Raw genomic sequence first — 20,000 nt, 5'->3', positions numbered from 1 at the left:
TTTATAGTAGACATTATAAAAGACGATCGGCCATTTGGCAATGAAAATTTTTACGAGATCCGGTTCACCGGCGTCAGCGGCGGCCGTCCTTCGAGCACGGCGATGATGTTGTCGCGCGCCAATGTCATCATGGCGCGCCGCGTTTCGTACGTGGCGCTGCCGATATGCGGCAAGGCGACGACGTTCGGAAGCGAAACGAGCGGATGATCGGCCGCGACCGGTTCGTGTTCAAACACATCCAATCCCGCCGCGGCGATCTCCCCGCCGACCAGCGCCTCATACAGCTCCTGTTCATCGACGACCGCTCCGCGCGCCGCGTTAATGAAAATCGCGGACTTCTTCATTTGCCGGAACGCCTCGCGGTTGAACAAATGGCGCGTCTCGGAGGTGAGCGGCGTCAAGCAGACGACAAAATCGCTCTCCGCCAGCAAGTCGGCAAACGGGCGGTAGACGGCGCCAAGCTTCTCTTCCGCCTCCGGACGGCGGGAGCGGTTGTAATACAGAATGTTCATGTCAAACCCCTTCGCCCGTTTCGCCACCGCCTGGCCGATGTTCCCCATGCCGACGATGCCGATCGTTTTATGATGGACATCGGCGCCCGCAAGCAAAAACGGGCTCCAGCTTTTCCATTTTCCTTCCTTCAAAAATTCAGCCGCTTCCACGAGGCGGCGGGCGGTGGCCAATAAAAGCGCAAACGTCAAATCGGCCGTCGTATCGGTCAATACATCGGGTGTATTGCAAACGAGAATGCCGCGATGGGTCGCCGCCGCTACATCAATGTTATCGTAGCCGACGCCCATATTGGCGACGACTTGGAGCGCCGAACCGGCGGACAAGACGTCTTCATCGATCGGATCAGACACCATCGGCAAGATGGCCGTCGCCCGTTTCGCCTTTTCCACGAGCACATCGCGCGGCACGGCCATATCTTCATGGGGCCACATCTCTACTTCAGCGATGGCCAAAAGCGGCGCGACCACGTCCTCGGGCAATTTTCGCGTAATGAATACATACGGCTTCGTCATGGTGCAGCCTCCCGCATCGTTTTTTCTAAATCTTATCACAACTTTGGCCGAAAAAAAACGGGAAGTTGTCCTTAGGGTTTAACGGCAGGGAAGCGGTCGTTTTTTCGTTTGGGCCAAAAAAAGCGGGAAGCTGTCTTCCCTGCGTTACGCCGGCGGCAGCCACTCGACCGCCGGCAGGCGGATGCGGTTCGAGATGCCGGCGATCTTGGCAAACGAAGCCAAAAACCGCTCGTACTCGTGCGATCGATCGAGCAAGCGCCGCAACTCCCCCTCCCGCCTTGTCCGTTCGCTCTCATCCACAGCGATATAATATGCCTCGACACATTCAAAATAGGAAAGCGGAAACAACAACCTGGCGTAAACAAGCCGCCACGCAAACGGCGACAGCGGCGCCGCATGTTCATACTCTTGAAAAAACTGCCGCACCGCCCGCTGACAGCCAAGTCCGCTCTTTTCGTACAAATGGCGCACCCATTCCGCCAAATCGCGGGCGCAATGGTCATACACCCAGTCGGTCGGCAGCTTCGCTTCTCCCCCCCCAACCCACTTCGCCTCGGGGAGACGCTCATGGCAAAATGCCGCGTAATCGATGCGCCCTGGTTCTTCGTCAATCTCCGTGTCCGCCACGTATTGCACCGCGTTTTCCGCCAAGCCTAAATAATACGGGAACGATTCGATAAACAGACGATCAAACAGCGACGACGGCCCGGAAGCGAGCTTGCTCGACCAAAACGCCTCCATTTGATCGATCCGCTTCGCCCACAGCTCCCGCCATTGGCCGATGCGCCGGCAGGCGACGATCGGCCATGGACATGTTCTCCCGCATTCATGCATCACCGCCAATTCCCTTCCGAGCGAACGAAAGCGGGACGCCGGAAGTGGAGCGCGAACGAGCGCCAACGGCTGTCCGTTATAGGAAGCGATATACGTTCCGGACGTCGTTTTGACCAGTTCTCCGACGCCGTCCACTCCTTTTGCCCGCAAATAGCGGCTCATTTGCTGGCGCTCTTCCATTTCCGCTTCGCTTTGCCCATCGGCGGGAACGAGCAAAAAACGCTCCTGCCGATGCCAAAAGGCCGCATGCCGTCCGCTTCGCTCCAACCTCTCGACGCGCATGCCATACTGTTCACGCACCCATTCTTCCATCGCCGCGCCTCCTTTTTCCTTTTTGCCGAAACCAGTCATTCCGCTCGTTCCACACCTTCATCTCATCGCCGCCCCATCGATGAGCCGATTCCGCCTCCGCTCCAGCATGAAACGGCCCATTCACGCACCTATGCTGATCAGCCAGCGCATGGCCGCGGAAAAAGAGGGGCTACTTTTTATATATGACAGCGGGCGCCAAAAAAGCCGATGAGCATTTTTCTTTATATGACGGACTGATTTATGACATGATACATATATATAGAAAACGACTTTCTAAAAGAAACAGGTGAAGTTCATGAGCGAATTCATTATGAACAATCTGGAACAAACGGCTCGGCGCTGGCTTGAGGAACGGGGGGTGACCGTGGAAAAAATTGCGGAGCTCGTTTATTACTTGCAATCAAAATATCATCCCGATTTAACGATGGAGGAGTGCATCGAAAACGTCAACCGCGTCATTTCGAAACGCGAAGTGCAAAATGCGATTCTAACAGGCATCCAATTGGATAAACTCGCCGAAGACGGTCGGCTCGATGAACCGCTGCAGTCGATCATCCGCCGCGATGAAGGGCTGTATGGCGTCGACGAAATTTTGGCGCTGTCAATCGTCAATGTGTACGGATCGATCGGGTTTACGAACTACGGATATATCGATAAGCAAAAACCGGGCATTTTGCAATATTTAAATGATAAATCGACCGGCAAATGCAACACGTTTTTGGACGACATTGTCGGCGCCATCGCCGCGGCGGCGTCAAGCCGCCTGGCGCATCGGGCCGCCAATGCGGAGTAACGCCGGCGCTGCCCATGCGCGCCCTCCATCCGCGCCGAGCAACATGAAACGCCGCCTTGCCTTTTTTGGCAAAGCGGCGTTGTTTACAAGCGGTCAAGCCATTCCAAAAGCGAATCGGCCGTATACGTCGGCATCCGTTCGTAGCGGGCGAGCATTTCTTTTGTCGTAACGCCCGTATGGACTAAAAGCGTATCGATGCCAGCGTTCATGCCGGCTAAAATATCCGTTTCATAATAGTCGCCGATCATCAGCACGTCCTCCTTTGGGACGCCGAGCACTTTGAGCGCCTGCTCCATAATGATTTTTTCCGGCTTGCCGATAAATGTCGGCTTCACCTGCGTCGATACGGCGACGACCGACGTCAGCGCCCCGTTGCCCGGAAGCAGCCCCCGCTCCGTCGGCAAGGCGATGTCGCCGTTGGTTGAGATGAACATCGCTCCATTTCGGACAGCGAGACAAGCGACAGCGAACTTTTCGTATGTAATTTGCCGGTCAATCCCGATGACGACGACATCCGCATCTTCGCCGGCCAAACGGAATCCTTTGTCCGCCAAGGCGGTTTGGAGCCCTTCTTCACCGATCACATACACGGAAGCATCCGGTTTCTTTTCAAAAATGTAATTCGCCGTCGCCTGGCTTGTCGTAAACACATGCTTCTCCTCGGCCGGCACGCCGAACGAACGCAATTTTTCCGCCACTTGCGCCGGTGTGCGCGACGAATTGTTCGTGACAAACAAATACGGAATGCCGCGGCGGTGCAGCTCGTTGACAAACGTACGCGCCTCAGCGATGCATTCGGTGCCGCGGTACATCGTCCCGTCCAAATCGATGAGGTAGCCGTTGTATCGTTTCAATGCATCCGCTCTCCTTTCCCGCCATCAATTGCGAAACGCCGACACCGGGCCGAGCTCGTTTTCAAGGTAAGCGCGCACCGCCTTCGGATACGCCTCAAGCGCCGGCAAATGTTCGTTCAGATCGGCGAGCAATTTCGCGTGATCGACGCGCGCATATTCGTGCACAAGCATTTTCCGATGGGCAATGAACGCTTTCAATCGGTCGGCATCCGCCGGCGAGATCACTCGTTCGTCAGCCAAAATGTCGATGATGTCGTTGTAGCTGCCTGGGTCGCGCATAATAAACCCATCGATCATGGCGTTGCCGACGTCCAACACCGCCTCGATGACGATATGAGCGATCCGTTCGAGCGCCAATTGCCGAAGCGGCTCGTCCCATCGCTCCTCGGCCTTGTAACGGTCCAGCATTTGTTCCATGTAGCTGAGCGTTTCTTCCAGTTTTTTGCGATCGACAAAATACATCCGTCATCCCTCCTCGTTCCTTTGTGCGATTTGCTGTCTCCCATTTTCGCCGCCTGTCTGCTATGATGGACATAGACGAAAAACAGGAGGGGCTCAAATGATGGGCGAACGGTTTTATTTATACGACGACACCGTCGAAGCGGCCGTCCGCTTCGTCAGCTTTGTCGGCGAGCGGCAGCGGTTTGATTTGGCGCTCATCGAAACGGATCGTTTTTACGGAAAGTGGCTCGTGCTCGACTTGCAAAGCAACCGCTTTGCCATTCTCGGGCGCGACGATTTGGAGGAGCCAGGCTATATCGAGCACGCTTACCAGCTTCATGAACAAGATGCCAACGATTTGCGCGCCTTTTTGGAGGAGTATCTCTCATAACCTTCCTCGGTTTCGGGCATCTTATGAAACAGTCCACGAACGAAGGAAGGTGAGACGAATGGCGGAACGGGAAACATACGCCGATTTTTCCGTCGTCGAGAAACAGCGCAATTTCTTGACCGCTGAAGAGTTCCCAGAAGGACCGTACGGCTCGCCGCGCCGCGACGACGCGCCGGTCGAAAACAAAAGCACGCCTTGGAAGGAAGGCCAGCGGCATTACAGCGCCTTCAACTACGAGTTTAAATCGTTCCACCAAAACATTCCAAGGCGTGACCCAGCCGCCCACCCGCCGCACGACGATCCGCATCAAAGCGAACAGTTTCCGTACAACGAAGGCGAATGACGAGGCAGCCGCTCGCGGCAAGCGGGCGGCTGCCGTGCTTACCGTTTCACCTTGCGCAGCACAAAATACGCGCAGCCGAAGTTGCAATATTCATACAAATATTCGGACAACGTGCTGATTTTCGTATCGTACGTCGCTTTTTGGTTATGGTCGTCAAAAAACCCGCGCAACCGGAGCTGGTTGTATCCCCAATCCCCGACAATGTAGTCGTACTTCGCCAAAATGTCCGCATATCGGGCGCGAAAGGCTTCTTCATTAAAGGCGTTTTTCACATTTTCCACCAGTTCGTAACAATGATTGTTAATGCAAATCACTGTTCTCACCTCGCCTTTCCACTTCCATCATAAACGATGCATCGCCCCCAATCAATTACTGTCATCAAACCATCATCCGTGTGCCACCCTAAAAGCGAAGGGGGTGCTGACGATGAGACGACCATGGTTGGCCGTTGCGTTCGGAGCGGCCGTCGCCCTAGCCGGCTGCGCGCAGACGGCTCAGGACGAAAACACCGATATTTACAAGCGGAGCGGCAACACGATCAATGTCACCGACCGCAACGAGCTGTACAATGAAAACGGGGTGCCCAACGGCGATGACACGCCGATGAACAACTTCGGCTACGTCCGCCATCAAAAAAGCCCGATCCTCGGCGATGCAAACGGCTATAACGACATGCCGTCCTTCAACCGCGAGAAAGCGGCTGATTTAATCAGCAAATTGTGCACCCAGCTGCCGGGCGTCAAAGACGTCGCCACGCTCGTCACGGATGAGGAAGTGCTCGTCGTGTATGACGCGGACACGAACAACCGGCAGCAAACGGCCGATCAAGTGAAAAAAACAGCGCTTTCCGTCGTTCCACGCTACTACCATGTGTATGTCGCCGACAATCCGCAGCTGATGAAGGACATTGAGCGCTTCGGGCGCCTTGATTCGAACACGCGCAACATCGACCAAATTCTCGATGCGACGATTCAGCGGATGTTGAAATATCCGCAAGGGAAAAAACTGAGCGACGGGGAAAATGAAAACGGCGAAATGATCAACGAAACAAACGATGAATTAGACCGCGATTTCCGCGACGGCACGCCGCGGGCGACGAAAGCGGGGCGCTAGGGAAAAGAAACGGTCTGCCTTCTTCATGAAAGGCATGACCGTTTCTTCGCGTTCATCCGGCCGGGATGATGCTTTCAGCCGCTGAAACAACGCTTGCTTGCTTTCGCGCCGTTCGTTGGATGCTACGCTTTCAACTGCCGCGCTTTCGCCGCCTCGCTCACCTGCTCATCGGCATGGTACGACGAGCGGACGAGCGGCCCCGCTTCACAATGGCTGAACCCTTTGCTCAACGCGATTTCTTTCAGCTCTTGAAACTCATCCGGATGGTAATATTTTACGACCTTCAAATGTTTTTTCGTCGGCTGCAAATACTGGCCGATCGTCAAAATGTCGACATGGTTGGCGCGCAAATCGTCCATCGCTTCAATGATTTCCTCTTTCGTTTCCCCAAGGCCGACCATGATGCTCGATTTCGTTGGAATGTCCGGCTGCAATTCTTTCGCGCGCCGCAAAAACTCAAGCGAACGTTCGTACGTCGCGCGGGCGCGCACCCTTGGAGTCAAGCGGCGCACCGTTTCGATGTTATGGTTTAAAATGTCAGGGCGGGCATCCATCAAAATTTTCAAGTTTTCATACACCCCGCCCATATCCGACGGCAGCACCTCGATCGTCGTAAACGGGTTTTTCCGGCGGATGGCACGCACCGTTTCGGCGAATACCGCCGCCCCGCCGTCTTTTAGGTCATCGCGGGCGACGGCGGTGACGACGACGTGTTTCAAGTTCATGATGCGCACCGATTCCGCGACGCGTTCCGGCTCCTGCCAATCGAGCTCGGTCGGCAGTCCGGTTTTGACGGCGCAGAAGCGGCAGGCGCGCGTGCAGACGCTGCCTAAAATCATAAACGTCGCCGTCCGCCGTACGGCCCAGCATTCGTGAATGTTTGGGCACTTCGCTTCCTCGCAAACGGTATGTAAACGGTTTTCCCGCATCAGCTTCTTTAAACCGATATAATTCTCGTTCGTGTTCAACTTGATTTTCAACCAGTCCGGCTTGCGGACGTGTTCTTCTTTCGTCGCCATCGTTCTCACTCCACTTGTCGATGATTGTTCATTTCTCATTATAATGAAAAGCGCAGGAAAACACAAAAAAATCGTCCATCAGACGATTTTCCTCCTTTTAACATTTATGAAATTCCCGTTTCTCCCCAAACTAAACATATGAAACGGGCGGAAAGGGGGAATACGCGTGCATCGATGGCTTGCCGCCATATCGGCGGCAGCGATGCTGTGGATCGCCGCCGGCGCGGCTTCGGCGGCGGAACAGGAAGAAGCGGTGTATGAAAAGCGAATGGAGCTGTACAAAAAGGCCGAGGCCGTTTCCTTGATCCCGTGGTATTACTTTGCGGCCATTGACCAGTATGAGCGAAACGTCCGGCAAGTGCGCCGCGACTTGCCCAAACCGACCGGCGTTCTCGGCATTTATATGAAGCCGGAAATATGGGCCGGGCCGCTGAACAAAAACCCGCATGATACAGACCCGTTTTCCATCTCCCAGTTTGGCGGCCTTGGCGTGGACGGAGACGGCGACGGCTATGCGCGGGCGGATGACGATGACGATGTGATCATGGCCATGGCCCGCTATTTGCAGACGTACGGCATCGATCACCGCCATATCAAAATCGCGCTTTGGAACTATTACCAACGCGCCAAAACCGTCGACTTGATTTTAGGAAAGGCGAGAATTTATAAAAAGTATCAGACGTTGAAATTGGACAACCACGTGTTTCCGCTTCCGCTAGGAGCCAATTACAGCTACCGCGATACATGGGGGGATGCGCGCGGCTGGGGCGGGCGGCGCATTCATGAAGGAACCGACATTTTCGCCGGCTACGGCGTTCCGGTGCGCTCGACGTGCTATGGCATCGTCGAGCTGAAAGGGTGGAACAAATACGGCGGCTGGCGCATCGGCATCCGCGACATCAACAACACGTACCATTACTTTGCCCATTTGAACGGCTTCGCCGCCGATCTTCGCGAGGGGCAAATCGTCGAGCCGGGGACGATCATCGGTTCGGTCGGCAGCTCTGGCTACGGTCCGCCCGGCACGGCGGGGAAATTTCCGCCCCATCTTCACTACGGCATGTACAAAGACAACGGCTATACCGAATGGGCGTTTGACCCGTACCCGCACTTAAAAGCATGGGAGCGGTCCGAGCGGCAACAACGGCGCCGCTAGCCGCGCGGGGGCTGGCGCGACGGGGTTCTCTCCGCCAACGCCAGCCGCCCAAATAAGCGGCATGTTTTTTCAAGAGCAGAGACGTCCCGGACGCCGATGTTTCCCGTCCGTCCATCCCAGCCGGCGTTCGCCGGCCGAAACGGTAATGACGGAAAAAGGCTGATCTCCAAGTTGGAATCAGCCTTTTTTCCACGGCGGCACAACCGTCCGAAACGGCTTTCCGCTGACGTTCTTCCGCCTATCGCTTCTCAATGCCCGCCCAAATACGCCTGCTTCACCTGCTCGCTCGCCTGCAGCTCGCTCGCCGTTCCCGACAAGACGACGCGCCCCGATTCAAGGACATAGGCGCGATGGGCGATGGAGAGCGCCATATGGGCGTTTTGTTCGACAAGCAAAATCGTCGTCCCCGACTCGTTGATTTCCTGAATGATGCGGAAAATCGTTTTGACCAAAAGCGGCGCGAGCCCCATCGACGGTTCGTCAAGCAAGAGCAGCTTCGGGCGCGCCATGAGCGCGCGGCCGATGGCGAGCATTTGCTGCTCGCCGCCCGAAAGCGTGCCGGCCAGCTGCTTGCGCCGCTCCTCAAGGCGCGGGAACAGCTGAAAGACTTTCGCAAAGTCTTGTTGAATGCCTTCTTTGTCTTTGCGCAAAAACGCGCCGAGCTCCAAGTTTTCCTCGACCGTCATATTGGCGAAAACGCGCCGCCCTTCCGGCACGTGGGAAATGCCTTGCTTGACGATCGTCTGCGCCGCCTTGCCGGCGATCGAAGCTCCCTCATACACGATGTCGCCGTTTTTCGGCCTAAGCAGCCCGGAAATGGTTTTCAGAAGCGTCGTTTTCCCCGCGCCGTTCGCCCCGATCAGCGTGACGATTTCGCCTTTGTTCACCTCAAGCGATACGCCTTTTAAGGCATGAATGTTGCCGTAAAACACATCGATTCCATGCACTTTCAACATGGTCACGACACCTCCTCGCCAAGGTAAGCCTCGATCACTTTCGGGTTGCTGCGCACTTGTTCCGGCGTGCCTTCGGCGATCAGCTGGCCGTGATCCAACACGTAAATGCGCTCGCATATGCCCATCACAAGCGACATGTCATGCTCAATCAACAAAATCGTCAACGCAAACCGTTCGCGAATGAACGCAATCAACTTCATCAATTCTTTCGTTTCTTGCGGGTTCATGCCAGCAGCCGGCTCGTCAAGCAAAAGCACTTTTGGCTGCGCTGCCAGCGCCCGAGCGATCTCAAGCCGGCGCTGCTGGCCGTACGGCAAGTTTTTCGCCTTCTCGTGCATGACGCCGTCAAGCTGAAAAATGTTCAAAAACTCGATCGCCTTTTCTTCCATTTCCTTTTCACCGCGGAAATGGGACGGGAGGCGGAGAATGGAGCTCGCGATCGAATGGCGGGCGTGCGCATGGTAGGCGACTTTCACGTTGTCGAGCACCGACAGCTCGCCGAACAGGCGAATGTTTTGAAACGTCCGGCTGATCCCTTTGCGCGTAATTTTATACGGCGGCAGGCCGTTCACCGTCTCGCCGTCAAGCAGAATCCGCCCGTCAGTCGGCACATACACGCCCGTCAATAAGTTAAACAGCGTCGTTTTCCCCGCGCCGTTCGGGCCGATGAGCCCGACAAGCTCCCCTCGATACAGCTCCATCGTCACACCGGAGAGCGCCTTTAGCCCGCCAAACTGGATGCCGACGTTTTCTGCCTTAAGCAACGGTGTTTTTGCCGCCATGATTCATTCCTCCCTGCGCTGCCTTCCGCCATTTGAAGAGCGAAGACAGTTCTTTCGTCCCCATCAGCCCGGTTGGACGGTACAGCATCACCAAAATCAAGACGATGCTGTAAATGATCATCCGCGTTTCCGGATAGTTTTGCAAGAACGTCGAAACGATCGTCAGCAGCACCGCCGCCATCACCGCGCCGGATAGGCTGCCGAGCCCGCCGAGCACGACGAAAATCAAAATGTCGAACGATTTTAAAAAGCCGAAGTTCGACGGCTGAATGATGTAAAAGTGATGCGCGTACAGCGCCCCGGCGATGCCGGCGAAAAACGAACCGATCGCAAACGCCGCCACTTTGTAATACGTCGTATTGATCCCCATGGCATCCGCGGCGATTTCATCTTCGCGGATCGAAATGCACGCCCGTCCGTGCGTCGAGTTCGTGAAGTTGGCGATCACCAAAATCGTGACAAACAGGCAGGCGAACACCCACGGCCATGTCGTCATATGCGTCACCGTCATGCCGCTCGCCCCACCGACGTAATCGATGTTCAAGAGCGCGATGCGGACAATTTCGCCAAACCCAAGCGTGGCGATCGCCAAGTAATCGCCTTTTAAACGCAGGCTCGGCACGCCGATGATGAGTCCGGCGAGCATCGCCGCGATCCCAGCGGTCAAGACGCCGACCGCAAACGGCAGCTCTAGCTTCATCGTCATGACGGCTGAAGCGTAAGCGCCGACGGCGAAAAAGCCGGCATGTCCAATCGAAAACTGTCCGGTGATGCCGATGATCAAGTGAAGGCTCGCAGCCAGCATGACGTTGATCGCCATGAAAAAGAGCGTGTTGACGTAAAACACATTGAGCGTCCCGCTTGCAATCAGCCACTCGACAACAGCGAAAAAGGCGAAGGCCAGTATGACGGAAACCCAAAATCCACGAGTCCGCTTCCAAGTTGCCATTGTCCCCTACCATCCTTTACACTTTTTCTCGTACGTTCTTGCCAAACAATCCGGCCGGCCGGAAAATGAGGATGAGAATTAAAATGACAAACGCCGCTCCGTCGCGCCAAAGCGAGTAGCCGAGCCCGCTGACGAGCGATTCGATGACGCCAAGCAAAAGCCCCCCGACCATCGCGCCCGGAATGATGCCGATCCCGCCCAACACGGCGGCGACAAACGCCTTCAGCCCCGGAAGAATGCCCATTAACGGATCGATTTTCGTATAATAAATGCCAAAAATGACACCGGCTGCTCCGGCGAGCGCCGAACCGATGGCAAACGTGGCCGAGATCGTATTGTCGACGTTAATCCCCATCAACCGGGCCGCTTCCGCATCATGGGAAACAGCGCGCATCGCCTTCCCGATTTTTGTTCGGTGAACGATGAACTGAAGAAGGATCATCAAAACGAGGGACGTGCCGAGGATGAACAGCGACTGGCTGCTGATGACAACCCCAAACAACTCCAAATTCCGGTCCGGCAGCAGCGTGCTCGGATACGCTTCCGGCTGGGCCCCGCGCAAATAAATCGTGACGTACTCAATCAAGAGCGATACGCCGATCGCCGTAATGAGCACCGCGATGCGCGCCGCATTGCGCAGCGGCTTATAGGCAATCCGCTCGATGATCATCCCAAGCACGGCGCAAGAGGCCATCGCCAGCAACAGCGCCGGGAAAAAGCCGACGTGAAGCATCGTGACGGCATAAAACCCGACGAATGAACCGACCATAAAGACGTCGCCATGGGCGAAGTTAATGAGCCGAACAATGCCGTACACCATCGTATAGCCAAGAGCGATGAGCGCATAAATGCTGCCTAGCGAAATGCCGTTGATCAGCTGTTGAATGAGTTCCATGATCGCACGCTCCTTAACGAAAACTCGTCGTTGACCAAAAGAAATGCCGGACAGGAGGGCGCCCCCTTAGGAGCCTCCCCCGTCCATGCATCCATCCAGCCTTTCATTACGGATTCACTTTCGTTTTGAATTGCTGCTGCCCGTCTTTGTATTCCAAAATGGCCGCCGATTTGACCGGGTCATGGTTTTCATTGAGCGTCAGCGTGCCGGAGACGAGCTGCAAATCTTTCGTTTGCGCCAGCGCGTCTTTAATTTTCACCGGATCGGCGCTGCCGGCCCGCTTAATGGCGTCGGCCAGGAAGTAGGCTGTATCATAGCCAAGCGCGTTGAACGCATCCGGCGCTTTGTTGTATTTCGCTTTAAAGGCTTTCACAAACTCTTGAATTTTCGGATCCGGGTCGCCAGACGAATAATGGTTCGTAATGTACGTGTTGTTCAACGCGTCTTTGCCCGCGATCTCGACCAGCTTCGGCGAATCCCAGCCGTCGCCGCCCATGATCGGCACGTTCAAGCCAAGCTCGCGCGCCTGCTTGACGATGAGGCCGACTTCTTCATAATAGCCCGGCAGGAAAATGAACTCTGGATTTTTGGATTTGATGCGCGTCAGCGTCGCGCGGAAATCGGTGTCTTTCGCGACATACGCCTCTTCAGCGACAATTTTGCCGCCGCCTTGCGTGAACGCGTCTTTAAACGAAGCGGCCAGCCCTTTCGAATAGTCGCTCGAGCTGTCGATCAACACCGCCGCGTTTTTCACTTTCAAGTCGTTTAGCGCGAATTTCGCCGCCACCGTCCCTTGGAACGGGTCGATGAAGCACGTCCGGAAGACGAACTCGTTCACTTTGCCGTCTTTGTTCGTGATCGTCGGGTTCGTGCCTGTCGGCGTAATGAGCGGCACTTTATTGTCGTTGGCGACTTGCACTTGAGCGAGCGTGTTCGTGCTCGTCGCCGAGCCGATGATGGCGACGACTTTATCCTGGCTGATCAACTTGATCGCGCCGTTCGTCGCTTCGGCCGCTTCCGATTTGTTGTCGACTTTCACCAACTCCAGCTTTTTGCCGTTGATTCCTTCTTTGTTGATTTCCTCAAGCGCCAAGTCCAGCCCTTCCGCAATCGACTGGCCGTATGACGCGACCCCGCCGGACAGCTCGAGGTTGGCGCCGATTTTAATCACATCGCCGCCCCCGCCTCCGCCGCCGTTTCCGCCTGAAGAACTGCCGCCTTGCTGGTTGCCGCCGCAGCCGGCCAAAAGACCTGCCGTCAGCATCAATGAGAAAAAGACACCTGCTGCTCTTTTTTTCTTCATTTCTTGTTCCCCCCATTGTTCAAAATGTTCTGTCACCAGAGCGCACGCCTTTCTCTGCATACTATATCGATAGAGTCCGTCTGCCTTGTGCGCTCGTCCGCCGCGCCGGATGGCGCCGCAAACTGATGCATGCCTTCCGATGCCGGCCGTTCATTCCCCCTCTCAAACTGCTATGTAAATAATAAAACTATTTTCAATTTAATATAATATTACAAAATTCGAACCAACTCGTCTAGTTGTTTTCTATTTGAAAAACAAAAAAAGCTGTTTCCTCTTGACAAACGCCAGAGAAACAGCCAAAGCCCCTTCGCCGGGAAGAACACTTTTTTTGCATAACATTTCCATGTTTCTGTCAAAACCATTCCCAACGGCTGACGCGGGCATCCGTCAACCTAACGGAACTATATAGATGCAATTTGAAGCTTTACCATTTGCAGCTTTTACCGAGTATTTGATCGACTGTCGGGCGACCGAACAACGCCGCTTCCAGACCCATATATGGGTCTGTGAAGCAGGCGGTTGTTCGATCCCCCGTCACGCCTTGGCTTGCCTTCGACAGTCGAACGAGAACGATCGATTTAGGAAGATGACAGTCGCCGGCCTTTTAGAGGCGCGCATTGACAGCCTTTCCCACTACCGTTTCGGAAGCTGGATGGACGGGCCGACTTGACCGCCGTTTTTGTTGTAAAATTGCGGCACTTCTCCCGGAATAAAGCGCATCACAACTGGAATATCTGTTGTCACATTGGAAATTTTCGATGCAAAAGGAATGACGACTTGGATGTCGACCGATACATGAATATCAATTTCAATAAAAAAACTGTTAATATCATAGGCTCGAATTTCTTTCGTCACTTCCGAGTCGACATTGCCAACGATCTGAAACTGCACCGGAATGCGCGGGCCGAGGTTGGCCAAGAGGGCATTATCCGTGATTTTTCCAAGCGGAATGTAATAAATGATGCCGCGGCTGTTTCCAGTTCCGGACTCGACTTCGGGAAGGACCATCCGTTCAAGCCGTCCTTCTGTCGCCGCCTTTAAGCTTTCCATCACATGATCATCCGTCTCCGATAAGATGCGATTGATCACCGCGGTGTCAAAATCGACCGACACAATTTTGCCGCTTTCGTCCTTTTGAACCGTGACCAGCTGCCGAAATTCAGGGTTGTCTTTTTGAAACTGCTGCTCAATGGCGTTATTGATCACCAAGTTGGCAATCCGCTTCGTTTCCGTTTCCGCAATCTCCATGAGCACCGGCTTAATGCCTTTATTGACAATCCAAAGGCTGGCTGCGGTCGAAAGCATAAAAAAAACGAACGTCAATAAAAACACGTAGCGGAACGGGAGCGGCCCCTTCCGCACGAATCGGGGGCGCAACAAAATGAAATCCCTCCTTTACAAGCTATATGTATGCTTGCAAGGAGGGATTTTTTCACCGCATTTTCAACAGCGCCTCTCTTCCTTTCATTCCCTCTTCAATGCCGAGCTCCAAAGCGGCGACTGTCACCGATTCCAGCGGCGCCTCAAGCAGCTGTTCAATCGTGCGCACCCCGACCGCCCGCCCGGCGATAATGCCGCGATCACGCAATTTCTCATTCAACAGCGCCACATCGAGCGCCCCGCACATAATGTACCCTTTTTCACCCGCCACCGCCAACAAATTCGTTTTCGGCAGCTGGACGGACACAGCAATAAACGGATGCCCGTCAATGATGATCGGCTTCACTTCGACCATCGCCGCAGTCACTCTCCTTTCCATACTCCAATGTATGAAGCATGGAAAAAGAAGTGCCTGCCTATTGGGCCAATTTCCAAGCGAGAAGATCGCGCAAAAACTCCGGCATGTAATACGTTTTTTCCGCCGCCCGCTGAATTTGCGGATAAAAGTGGCCGATCGCAAACATATCGGTCGTCGCCACCTCATACGTGCGCTCGGGATTGAGCGGCTCGCCGTTGATCATAATGCGGCGGATATGCCATTGACCGTCCTCCTCGAGCCCGGCCTCGATGTCCACGCCGTCGTACACCATTTCCCCCATCACTTCGCCGCGGAAGCCAAACCCTTTAAACTGCAAATGCTTCATCCATTCCGTGTTGGCCTCAAGGATAATCTCTTTGAGCTCCGCGCCGCGCAGCTTCACCTTGCACGGGTTGAGCGGATGCGGGCAAATGCGATGCAAATCTTTTTTCGTCACCGGTCCTCTCGCAAGCGGTGCAAGCAGCACGCCGGCGTTGACCATGCCGATGTCCGCTTGGCACCACTCACGCAAAGCGGAAGCAAGCAAATTCGCGAGCGGCGACGGGGCGAACCAGTCAAGCGGCAAGTCATCATGGAGCACGGCGACTTGTTCCGCTTCAAGCCGCGCCAAACTTTCCTGCTCAAGACAAACAAGATGGCGCTCGACCGCCTCGGAGCGGGGCAATGGTTCGACATCCACGACCGTCGCGGATGCCCTGGACAGCCGGTTTTGGTCAATCTCCAGCTTGACCACCCCAACATATTTTCCGTATTTCCCCGCCGCGCAAAGCAGTGTTTGATTCAATGTTTTTCCTTCTGGAAACACATGGTGGGTGTGAGCGCCTAAAATAATGTCCACGCCTGGGATCGTCGCAGCGATTTTTTCATCCTCATTCACCCCAAGATGGGACAGCACAACGACGCAATCGGCCTTTTGCCTCACTTCCTCCACCGCCGCTGCCAACATGTCAAACGGCGGAACGATCTTCCAGCCGAGCAGCTCGTAAAAGTGAGAAAACGGAGCGGTGGCGCCAACCACCCCAATGCGAAACGTCTCCGTCGCCGGGATGACGACATACGGCAACGCCCAATGCGGCCGCACGCCATCGCGGCGAAACAAATTGGCGACAACGACCGGAAACCGAGCCTGTTCGTACAACGTATCCAGTTCATCATGATCAAGGGTGATCCCTTCGTTGTTGCCGATCGTCACCGCATCATAGTGAAGATCGTTCAATAAGTCCACATTCGCTTTTCCGCGCGTCGCCTCGGTAATCGGGTGCACGCGATCGAGAAAATCGCCGACATCAAACAAAAGCATCGCCTCGTTGCGCGCGCGATGCTCCCTTCTCCGTTCTGACAAAAAGCGGGCGATTTGCGGCCAATGTTCAAAATGGCTGTGCACGTCATTCGTATGATAAATATAGACGGTTTGCTTCAATGCGCAAGCCTCCTTGGTTACGAAAAACTTTCGATCACAAGCCGAAGGCCAAGCAAAACGAGCACCATCCGAAGCACGACGACAAGCGTCCGGCTTGGCATCCGCTTATTGATCCACGCCCCGGTTTTCGCGCCGATCCATACGCCGGGAATGAGGGCAAGGGCAAACGACCATTGCACATTTCCCATCACGACATGGGTGAGAGAGCCGACGAGCGAGGACAAAAAAATCATCAACATCGACGTGGCGACCGCCACATGGGGCGGAAAGCGAAACAGCACGATCATCGCCGGCACCATGAGCGAGCCGCCGCCAATGCCAAACAACCCGCCGAAAAAGCCGACCACAAACGCGATGGCGATCGCGGCGAGCGGATAATAGCCGTACACGAACGTCTCCCCGTTCCGCTCCGTGTACGTGCGCATGACTTTCCGCGCCCACCACGATGCCGGTTTCAAGCGGGTTTCCGCTTTCGTCTCGGTTCGGGATGACTCCCGTTCATTCTCCGTCGCCGCCGCCGTCTCGTCAGCCGAACGCTTCGTTTTCTTTTGACTCAGCGACAAAAAGAGCGACATGGCGATTAAAAACAGCCCAAAATACAATGAAAAATGAGCGGCGCTCAGCGTATTGTTCACCCAAGCGCCGATGACCGCCCCGGGAACGCTGCCAAGACAAAAGAGCAAGCCGCTTTGATAGTCGACCATTTTGTCTTTCATATACGACAATGTGGACGATAAGCCATTGAAAATAATGACGACAAGCGACGTGCCGACCGCCGTTTGCGGCGTCACCGCCGACAGCCAGCCGAGCGCGCCGAAAAACAGAAGCGACGGCACGATGATCACCCCCCCGCCAAGGCCGGCCAAGCTGCCGACCGTCCCCGCGATAAAGCCGATCAAAAAAAGCAACATATACGCCATTTTGTCTCTCCCCCCGCTTCAAAACAAACCAAGCTGCCGCGGCGCAAGGCCCGTGTACTCAATGCCAAGCAAATCGATCAATTGTTTGGCGTTGTCGGCGGCATCGCCGCCGGAGTTGTTGTTAAACAGCACGTAAATCTGTTTCGTTTTTTTCTTTAATGCCTCTATATGGCGCGCCCACTCGCGCAGCTCGCGCTCGTTGTATCGATACAAGTAGCGGACGGCGCGCCAGTTCTCGCCGGCCGTCGCCTTGTTCCAGCCGTGGACATTCCGTCCGTGCAGGCGGATGAGCGTCTTTTCCCGGTCGGTCGGATGCAAAACGGTCGGCACCGACCCTTCCCCCGCCTGCGGCTCGTCGCAAATCGCGTGAATCCACCCTTCCTCTTCCATAAAGCGAAGCGTTTTTTCATAAAAGCGCGGCGAAAACCATGATTGGTGCCGAAATTCGAGCGCCGCCGGCACCTCCCCCATCCGCGCTTTCACCCAGCGCAAGTACGCCACATGCTCGCGCCGACAGTCAAACCACGGCGGAAACTGAAACAGCACCATCGCCAATTTCCCCGCTTCCTGAAACGGCGCGATCGATTCCAGAAACGCGGCAAACATCGCTTCCTTGCTTTCATACGGAATCGGGCCGCGCTCATGCCCGGTCATTCCTTGGTATGCCTTCACGATAAACTGAAACGACGGCGGCGTCTCGCGAATCCACTTTTCCACATTCGAACGCGGCTGAATGGCGTAAAAGTACGAATCGACCTCGACCGTCGGAAAATGAGCCGCGTATTCCAGCAATTTGTCTTTCGCCGCAAGACCTGGCGGGTACAAGTTGTCATGATCCCCCCAGCCGGTCAGTCCGATGTAAATCATGTCGATCACCAATTCGTTCGATTTCCAGCTATCTTCACTATATCATATGTGCCACCGCCAGGAAATAAAAATGACCGCCGCACCATCAAGGGCAACGGCGGTTCAGAACGTCCAGATTTACAACCGAGGAACCGTTGCGATACAATGGTAACCATCGGAACATTCTGATAATGGGGGGCTTCCGATGATTCATCTGTACCCGTTTCTTCTCTTATCAATGTTTTTAATCGTGCTGCCCGGCCCCGACACGGCGGTGGTGACCAAAAACACGATTTCCGCCGGGAAGATCGGCGGCTTGAAAACCGCACTAGGGGTTTGCTGCGCCTTGTTTCTCCACACCGCCGCAGCGTCGCTCGGGCTTTCCGCCGTCATCATGCAATCTGCCCTGCTGTTTTCGATCCTGAAGTATGTGGGGGCTGTGTACTTAACGTATTTAGGGGTCAAGGCATTATATGGAGTCATAAAAAAAGGCGAAGCCCTAGGTGTGGAAACGGATGTCAATAGCGGAGAAAAACAGCCCGCCTGCTTCCGGCAAGGGTTTCTCACCGATTTTTTGAACCCGAAGGTGGCGGCTTTTTTCTTAACATTTTTGCCGCAGTTCGTGGCGCCCGGCGCGCACTCCTTCGCTCCGTTTCTCCTAATGGGGGCGGCTTATACGGCGATGACCGCGATATGGTTTTTGTTTTACATTTCCTTCATCCATTATATCAGCGACTTCATGAAGCGGCCGAAAACGAAGAAATGGATCGAAGGCATCACGGGCGCGGTGATGATCGGGTTCGGCATCAAATTGGCGCTTGAAAAAGTGCAGCGCTAAACAGGAAGACTGAGCGCGGCTGAACAGATCCGCCTGGCATGTGAGATCAATGACAGGGGAGCGCCCAAAAAAGAGCGCTCCCTCGAAACAAAACATTCCATCCCGCTTCATCACGGCCGGATGGAGATTCGGATCACCGGAGACTTGAACATCACCGCGTCAGCCTTTTCATTCCAGTTATAAACATCTTGGAAAGAAAACAAATCCTTTTCTCTCCATGTCCGATTAGCATGAACATAAAATCCCTCAACATCCATATACGTTTGCGCGTGATCCGAAGGGACAATTTCAGAATACACATATCCAAAGTGGCGGTTGTTTTCCTTGTGCAGAGAATTTTTGATCATATACCCTACAACAGAAGATTGGTAAGGTTTCCTACTATGTTGTATGCTGACGTGAGACGCATCCCGATACGTCTTGTAGGAGCTATAAAGCTGATGATAATCGACAACCGCATTTTCAGTCGTCAAAATCCCGTAAAAATCCGTCTCCTTTTCTTTCGGATCGATAAGCCATTCATACGACAAGACGACGGCATATCGATGCTCTTCTCGACTTAACAAGGAAACGGATATGGTCAATTCCATGATGTTCTTTTTTTGATCGGTGTAAATCGTGGACGCGGTGCATAATTTCTGTTTCTCGATATGGCACCGGATCATTTGATGATCCGCCTGTTTCTTGAAAATCTCCTTCACCGTTTGTTCATCGAGCTCATGCCATTGATTCGCCGCACTTCTCGCGCGAAAAAAATCCATCTCCTCCCGATCCAAGTGACGAATCTCTTCTTTCGTCATCCCCAGCCGAAAGAAAGCCGCAGCCTCCTTGTTTTTGAGCTGTCGGTTGACTTTATTGGCGTTTTCCGGCTCTCTAATGAGATTTTCTATCTCTTCTTGATCAAAACCTTGTCTTTTTGCATCCAAATGATGAGCCTGTAAATTCATCTCCTGATGATCGCAGCCAGCTAGCATTGTACACAACAAAACATAACGGAGGATCCGTTTCAATGATAAGCCACCCTTCACTGTAAATATCGATTCGCAGTAAA

General features: G+C 54.4%; 24 protein-coding genes. 6 read left to right on the top strand and 18 right to left on the bottom strand.

The features are described from left to right. Positions 1-50 precede the first annotated feature (50 nt). Complete coding sequence (locus GC56T3_RS02965; RefSeq protein ID WP_013144330.1) at positions 51-1,025, bottom strand: D-glycerate dehydrogenase; 975 nt, start codon at positions 1,023-1,025, stop codon at positions 51-53. 144 nt (positions 1,026-1,169) lie between these two features. After that, positions 1,170-2,171, bottom strand: a complete 1,002-nt coding sequence (gene yutH, locus GC56T3_RS02960) for a spore coat putative kinase YutH (RefSeq protein ID WP_013144329.1) — start codon at positions 2,169-2,171, stop codon at positions 1,170-1,172. 295 nt (positions 2,172-2,466) lie between these two features. Between yutH and GC56T3_RS02955 the strand changes: the two genes are divergently transcribed. Then, complete coding sequence (locus GC56T3_RS02955) at positions 2,467-2,964, top strand: phosphatidylglycerophosphatase A (protein WP_011232437.1); 498 nt, start codon at positions 2,467-2,469, stop codon at positions 2,962-2,964. Between the two features lie 83 nt (positions 2,965-3,047). On the opposite strand, the gene GC56T3_RS02950 is transcribed toward GC56T3_RS02955, so the two are convergent. Both GC56T3_RS02950 and GC56T3_RS02945 read right to left on the bottom strand, forming a co-directional pair. Beyond that, the gene (locus GC56T3_RS02950; RefSeq protein WP_011232438.1) at positions 3,048-3,818 is read right to left on the bottom strand and encodes a TIGR01457 family HAD-type hydrolase; all 771 of its coding nucleotides are present in this window, start codon (positions 3,816-3,818) and stop codon (positions 3,048-3,050) included. A 24-nt stretch (positions 3,819-3,842) separates the two neighbouring features. Beyond that, positions 3,843-4,280, bottom strand: a complete 438-nt coding sequence (locus tag GC56T3_RS02945) for a DUF86 domain-containing protein (RefSeq protein ID WP_013144328.1) — start codon at positions 4,278-4,280, stop codon at positions 3,843-3,845. 97 nt (positions 4,281-4,377) lie between these two features. Here GC56T3_RS02945 and GC56T3_RS02940 point away from each other — a divergent pair, with 97 nt between their 5' ends. Then, the gene (locus GC56T3_RS02940) at positions 4,378-4,650 is read left to right on the top strand and encodes a DUF3055 domain-containing protein (RefSeq protein ID WP_011232440.1); all 273 of its coding nucleotides are present in this window, start codon (positions 4,378-4,380) and stop codon (positions 4,648-4,650) included. 58 nt (positions 4,651-4,708) lie between these two features. After that, entirely contained in the window at positions 4,709-4,993 is a 285-nt protein-coding gene (locus GC56T3_RS02935) for a hypothetical protein (protein WP_013144327.1), read from the top strand. A 38-nt stretch (positions 4,994-5,031) separates the two neighbouring features. Here the strand turns inward: GC56T3_RS02935 and GC56T3_RS02930 are convergent, their stop codons facing one another. Continuing rightward, a complete protein-coding gene (locus GC56T3_RS02930) occupies positions 5,032-5,307 on the bottom strand; it encodes a YutD family protein (protein WP_013144326.1) in 276 nt (91 codons plus the stop codon). A 112-nt stretch (positions 5,308-5,419) separates the two neighbouring features. On the opposite strand from GC56T3_RS02930, the gene GC56T3_RS02925 reads away from it, so the two are divergent. Beyond that, positions 5,420-6,106 (top strand): YhcN/YlaJ family sporulation lipoprotein, encoded by a 687-nt coding sequence (locus GC56T3_RS02925; RefSeq protein WP_011232443.1) that lies wholly within the window; start codon positions 5,420-5,422, stop codon positions 6,104-6,106. Positions 6,107-6,228: 122 nt separating this feature from the next. On the opposite strand, the gene lipA is transcribed toward GC56T3_RS02925, so the two are convergent. Beyond that, positions 6,229-7,125, bottom strand: coding sequence for a lipoyl synthase (gene lipA / locus GC56T3_RS02920; RefSeq protein WP_013144325.1), 897 nt, complete (start codon positions 7,123-7,125; stop codon positions 6,229-6,231). Between the two features lie 166 nt (positions 7,126-7,291). Between lipA and GC56T3_RS02915 the strand changes: the two genes are divergently transcribed. Continuing rightward, positions 7,292-8,281 carry a M23 family metallopeptidase gene (locus tag GC56T3_RS02915; RefSeq protein WP_013144324.1) on the top strand — a complete coding sequence of 330 codons (990 nt, stop codon included), beginning with the start codon at positions 7,292-7,294 and terminating at the stop codon, positions 8,279-8,281. Here GC56T3_RS02915 and GC56T3_RS02910 read toward each other — a convergent pair. From GC56T3_RS02910 to GC56T3_RS02860, 11 genes are all read right to left on the bottom strand, one after another. Continuing rightward, positions 8,278-8,451 (bottom strand): hypothetical protein, encoded by a 174-nt coding sequence (locus tag GC56T3_RS02910; protein ID WP_227456685.1) that lies wholly within the window; start codon positions 8,449-8,451, stop codon positions 8,278-8,280. The two genes, GC56T3_RS02915 and GC56T3_RS02910, sit on opposite strands and share 4 nt — an antisense overlap. A gap of 78 nt (positions 8,452-8,529) precedes the next feature. Next, a complete protein-coding gene (locus tag GC56T3_RS02905; RefSeq protein ID WP_013144323.1) occupies positions 8,530-9,237 on the bottom strand; it encodes an ABC transporter ATP-binding protein in 708 nt (235 codons plus the stop codon). A 2-nt stretch (positions 9,238-9,239) separates the two neighbouring features. Beyond that, positions 9,240-10,019 (bottom strand): ABC transporter ATP-binding protein, encoded by a 780-nt coding sequence (locus tag GC56T3_RS02900; protein WP_013144322.1) that lies wholly within the window; start codon positions 10,017-10,019, stop codon positions 9,240-9,242. Next, positions 9,994-10,968: a branched-chain amino acid ABC transporter permease gene (locus tag GC56T3_RS02895; RefSeq protein ID WP_013144321.1), complete on the bottom strand. Its 975-nt coding sequence runs from the start codon at positions 10,966-10,968 to the stop codon at positions 9,994-9,996. The genes GC56T3_RS02900 and GC56T3_RS02895 overlap by 26 nt, the downstream gene beginning before the upstream one ends. 16 nt (positions 10,969-10,984) lie before the next feature. After that, a complete protein-coding gene (locus GC56T3_RS02890; protein WP_013144320.1) occupies positions 10,985-11,863 on the bottom strand; it encodes a branched-chain amino acid ABC transporter permease in 879 nt (292 codons plus the stop codon). A 106-nt stretch (positions 11,864-11,969) separates the two neighbouring features. Continuing rightward, entirely contained in the window at positions 11,970-13,166 is a 1,197-nt protein-coding gene (locus tag GC56T3_RS02885) for an ABC transporter substrate-binding protein (protein WP_041468678.1), read from the bottom strand. Between the two features lie 633 nt (positions 13,167-13,799). Continuing rightward, positions 13,800-14,546 carry a sporulation protein YunB gene (gene yunB / locus GC56T3_RS02880; RefSeq protein WP_013144318.1) on the bottom strand — a complete coding sequence of 249 codons (747 nt, stop codon included), beginning with the start codon at positions 14,544-14,546 and terminating at the stop codon, positions 13,800-13,802. A 52-nt stretch (positions 14,547-14,598) separates the two neighbouring features. After that, a complete protein-coding gene (locus tag GC56T3_RS02875; protein WP_011232452.1) occupies positions 14,599-14,901 on the bottom strand; it encodes a YunC family protein in 303 nt (100 codons plus the stop codon). 61 nt (positions 14,902-14,962) lie between these two features. Next, complete coding sequence (locus GC56T3_RS02870) at positions 14,963-16,345, bottom strand: bifunctional UDP-sugar hydrolase/5'-nucleotidase (RefSeq protein WP_013144317.1); 1,383 nt, start codon at positions 16,343-16,345, stop codon at positions 14,963-14,965. A 17-nt stretch (positions 16,346-16,362) separates the two neighbouring features. After that, complete coding sequence (locus tag GC56T3_RS02865) at positions 16,363-17,265, bottom strand: sulfite exporter TauE/SafE family protein (protein ID WP_013144316.1); 903 nt, start codon at positions 17,263-17,265, stop codon at positions 16,363-16,365. An 18-nt stretch (positions 17,266-17,283) separates the two neighbouring features. Beyond that, a complete protein-coding gene (locus tag GC56T3_RS02860) occupies positions 17,284-18,132 on the bottom strand; it encodes a DUF72 domain-containing protein (protein WP_041468677.1) in 849 nt (282 codons plus the stop codon). Between the two features lie 184 nt (positions 18,133-18,316). Between GC56T3_RS02860 and GC56T3_RS02855 the strand changes: the two genes are divergently transcribed. Then, positions 18,317-18,949 (top strand): LysE family translocator, encoded by a 633-nt coding sequence (locus GC56T3_RS02855; RefSeq protein ID WP_013144314.1) that lies wholly within the window; start codon positions 18,317-18,319, stop codon positions 18,947-18,949. A 110-nt stretch (positions 18,950-19,059) separates the two neighbouring features. Here GC56T3_RS02855 and GC56T3_RS02850 read toward each other — a convergent pair whose 3' ends face one another. Continuing rightward, positions 19,060-19,959: a hypothetical protein gene (locus GC56T3_RS02850; protein ID WP_227456684.1), complete on the bottom strand. Its 900-nt coding sequence runs from the start codon at positions 19,957-19,959 to the stop codon at positions 19,060-19,062. Between the last annotated feature and the right edge of the window lie 41 nt (positions 19,960-20,000).

Source organism: Geobacillus sp. C56-T3, assembly GCF_000092445.1.
GTDB lineage: Bacteria > Bacillota > Bacilli > Bacillales > Anoxybacillaceae > Geobacillus > Geobacillus thermoleovorans.
Note: the sequence above shows the minus strand (reverse complement) of the source record. Positions and strands in the feature narration are given on the sequence as shown.

Coding starts and splice junctions, on each gene's coding strand:
- GC56T3_RS02965 (WP_013144330.1), bottom strand. CDS start 1,025: ATGACGAAGCCGTATGTATTCATTACGCGAAAATTGCCCGAGGACGTG.
- yutH (WP_013144329.1), bottom strand. CDS start 2,171: ATGGAAGAATGGGTGCGTGAACAGTATGGCATGCGCGTCGAGAGGTTG.
- GC56T3_RS02955 (WP_011232437.1), top strand. CDS start 2,467: ATGAGCGAATTCATTATGAACAATCTGGAACAAACGGCTCGGCGCTGG.
- GC56T3_RS02945 (WP_013144328.1), bottom strand. CDS start 4,280: ATGTATTTTGTCGATCGCAAAAAACTGGAAGAAACGCTCAGCTACATG.
- GC56T3_RS02940 (WP_011232440.1), top strand. CDS start 4,378: ATGATGGGCGAACGGTTTTATTTATACGACGACACCGTCGAAGCGGCC.
- GC56T3_RS02935 (WP_013144327.1), top strand. CDS start 4,709: ATGGCGGAACGGGAAACATACGCCGATTTTTCCGTCGTCGAGAAACAG.
- GC56T3_RS02925 (WP_011232443.1), top strand. CDS start 5,420: ATGAGACGACCATGGTTGGCCGTTGCGTTCGGAGCGGCCGTCGCCCTA.
- lipA (WP_013144325.1), bottom strand. CDS start 7,125: ATGGCGACGAAAGAAGAACACGTCCGCAAGCCGGACTGGTTGAAAATC.
- GC56T3_RS02905 (WP_013144323.1), bottom strand. CDS start 9,237: ATGTTGAAAGTGCATGGAATCGATGTGTTTTACGGCAACATTCATGCC.
- GC56T3_RS02900 (WP_013144322.1), bottom strand. CDS start 10,019: ATGGCGGCAAAAACACCGTTGCTTAAGGCAGAAAACGTCGGCATCCAG.
- GC56T3_RS02895 (WP_013144321.1), bottom strand. CDS start 10,968: ATGGCAACTTGGAAGCGGACTCGTGGATTTTGGGTTTCCGTCATACTG.
- GC56T3_RS02890 (WP_013144320.1), bottom strand. CDS start 11,863: ATGGAACTCATTCAACAGCTGATCAACGGCATTTCGCTAGGCAGCATT.
- GC56T3_RS02885 (WP_041468678.1), bottom strand. CDS start 13,166: ATGAAGAAAAAAAGAGCAGCAGGTGTCTTTTTCTCATTGATGCTGACG.
- GC56T3_RS02875 (WP_011232452.1), bottom strand. CDS start 14,901: ATGGTCGAAGTGAAGCCGATCATCATTGACGGGCATCCGTTTATTGCT.
- GC56T3_RS02865 (WP_013144316.1), bottom strand. CDS start 17,265: ATGGCGTATATGTTGCTTTTTTTGATCGGCTTTATCGCGGGGACGGTC.
- GC56T3_RS02860 (WP_041468677.1), bottom strand. CDS start 18,132: ATGATTTACATCGGACTGACCGGCTGGGGGGATCATGACAACTTGTAC.
- GC56T3_RS02855 (WP_013144314.1), top strand. CDS start 18,317: ATGATTCATCTGTACCCGTTTCTTCTCTTATCAATGTTTTTAATCGTG.